This window comes from Streptomyces sp. NPDC045701 (assembly GCF_056432045.1).
The window spans coordinates 1-2,608 of the sequence record NZ_JBWKJV010000160.1; the positions used below are offsets into that span (position 1 = coordinate 1).

The 2,608-nt window shown below is 60.2% G+C and carries 1 protein-coding gene; it reads right to left on the reverse strand.

All coding sequences use genetic code 11. The features are described 5' to 3' along the window. Window positions 1-1,421: 1,421 nt before the first annotated feature. Window positions 1,422-2,444 (reverse strand): hypothetical protein, encoded by a 1,023-nt coding sequence (locus AC07DW_RS34040; protein WP_478861468.1) that lies wholly within the window; start codon window positions 2,442-2,444, stop codon window positions 1,422-1,424. Window positions 2,445-2,608 lie beyond the last annotated feature (164 nt).

Below are 2,608 nucleotides of genomic sequence, written 5' to 3' on the forward strand. Positions count from 1 at the left end.
TGTGAGAGACCTGTCCTACCAGGGGCTTCACGTCTGCCCGCAGCCGGCTTCACGTCCAAGCAGCCGCGAGATCATTTCGCTGAGAAAACCTCAGTATGAAATGTTCTTCAGGGTATAGGTATACGCGCCATCGAATTCTCTCACTGAGCATGCGAATGCAGACGACGGCTGCTTGCTCGCATCGTCGAGAACCTCGCACTTACCCGTCGGCTTGTTACCGATGGGACTACCGCCCGGGTAACCCGTCTTGGTGGCTACCGTAAGCCCAGTACTCCCGATCTTGTACTCGACGGTAGCAGGATAGGCATACTTCCATTCCCAGAACTTCCAACCGCCCTTGCCTCCTGGGACGATTGCCGAATCAGGTTGCCGGATGAAGTTTCCATGCCCCCCCTCAGCCTTGCTCAGGGAGAGGCCAATATCCGTATCGTTCTGGATGTAAGCGGCCCTTTCTCTCGGCTCCAGGGTGTCCGTTTGCGCATGCGCCTGTACGGACGGGCCTACAATTGAAGCGAACGCGGCAAGCACAGCACCTGTCAGCGCGAGACGGGCAACGGAAGTAGTTAGTAGCTGCATAACAGGCCTTACTGATATGGAGGAAGGAAGTGCATGTTGGCCACTTTGACCCATTGGTAACTTGAACAAGTTTTGCAGTTGGAGTCGGCTTGGAAAGTCCTCCGAACGAACGCCTGCGAGGCCCGAGCTCATCAACCAATCGGACCACTTCAGCCGATGAACCGCTCCGGGTTTCGTAGAGACTTCAGGTTGTGGTCCTTGGGCACCTTGGTCAGCGGATTACGGGCGTAGTGAGCCTCGATCCTTCAGTGGTGATCGCTGCTTTGTGAGGTGGTGGGTTCACCCCGTTTTGTTCCCGTGGGTGTCGGGCGGGGTCTTCGCGTGGCGCTGCGGGGCGCCGGGTTCCACGGGCCCGGAGTGTTGCGGGTTGTTCTCCTTCCTGGTCCTCGCCGGGGCGTGAGCCGGTGGTCAGGTGACTGCCGGAAGGACGTAGAGCCTCTGCCAGGCCAGGACGAACGCGTCGGCCCAGGGCCAGGAGCGTTCGGTCGGCACACTCGCAGATGCGGTTACTGACTTCAGCGTTATGAGGTGACGAATCTTGGCGTTTGGCTGATGGCAGACCGGTGGTGGCGGTATCGACCAGTTCCCCCGGGCGATCACCCTGCGTGCCCACACCCCTCGGCCACGACGCGGTCCGCTTCAGCCCGGAGCGCGCCACCGGACTGAACGCTCCCTCCCTCCAAGGCGCCGACACCATGCCTAACAGCGGAAACTCAGCGATCACATCCGGAAAGACAACGGCTTCTTACTGCTGCCAACACCCACGATGCGAAGCGCGCTGAAGCCCGAGGCCGAGGGACACGACCCCCAGAGCGGCCACCACATCAGGCCGCAGCGTCTGCCTGTCAAGCGAGGAGGCCTGCTCCGTACGGCGCTGGGGTGTTCCAGGGGGCTAGCTCAACAGCGAGACGCTCGCCTGTATGACCACCGAGTTCTATCAGCTTGCCGACGGCACGTACTGCGTCGCCCCCTCGAAACGCCCGGGTGAAGGTTCCGTCGTATGAACGAAGTTCGGTAATTTTCTCGGCGGCTGGATGACCCGCGCTCACTGCAATGACTTCGGTTACCCGGATCCGGTAGAGCGAGGGCGTCATAAGGCCCTGTCCGTGATCGACAATTACTGCATTAAGCGTGATTTCCGCTACTTCTGTGGCCGAGACGCTGGTGAAGGTTGTGTCGTCGTCGTCGCGGAGCGGTTCACAATTGATATGGATATCAGCTCCCTGGGTGATTCCTTGCAGTTTGCGTTTTTCCTGACAAAGGAGAGCTGTGGTGTCCGCCTGGTGCACATACGAAGTGCGCCGCTCATATAAGCGGAGGGAGTCGCCGGCTTCGTAGGGTCGGATCAGTGCCACGTCTGTAAAAAGTTGTGTGGCAGCTTCGTAGCCTGATCTTCCGTAGCAAACTAGATCGATGTCTGATTTCCGGTTGAAGCAGCGCGTAAGGAAGGACCCGGTAACTCCGAACAGATGGAGGGCGTTATGCCGGGCTGCCCACCGGATGACAGACAGAAGATCGTTGCCTGCACGGGTGCGCTGCAGCACTGCAGGGTCGTCATGGAGGGCGCGAAGGGCTTGGCGGCAGGAGTAGTGGGTTATCACAGCGCTGCGGGGCACTGCTGGCATGATGCAACCTGTAACCGGTGAAAATACGCGGTATTCCCCACTGTCGCGCAGATTGCCCGGGAATTCTCTCGGGGAGGTGTTCAGGTTGTAGCGCTGCCCCTCCAGCACCCGGCCACCGTTCCAGTCCGGGTAGTACTTAGCGAAGCCCAGGAAATGACTCGCCGGGTGCACGTCACCAATCACTCTGAAGATCACGCCATGGCAATCTTTCAGATAGTCGCGGTCGCGCACCAGGGCCGTCAACGCTGTCACCTTGGCCTAGTTTAGCCCGGGGGCCGCCCGAAGGCAGCGATGGTGAGTATGAACGGGCTCGTACTACAGCCTCAGATCTTCGTGGTGTGATCGGTTGTGGTCGGGTGGTGGTCGCCGGGGGCGGAGGCGGGGGGTAGCGGGTCGCCGCGCCGGTG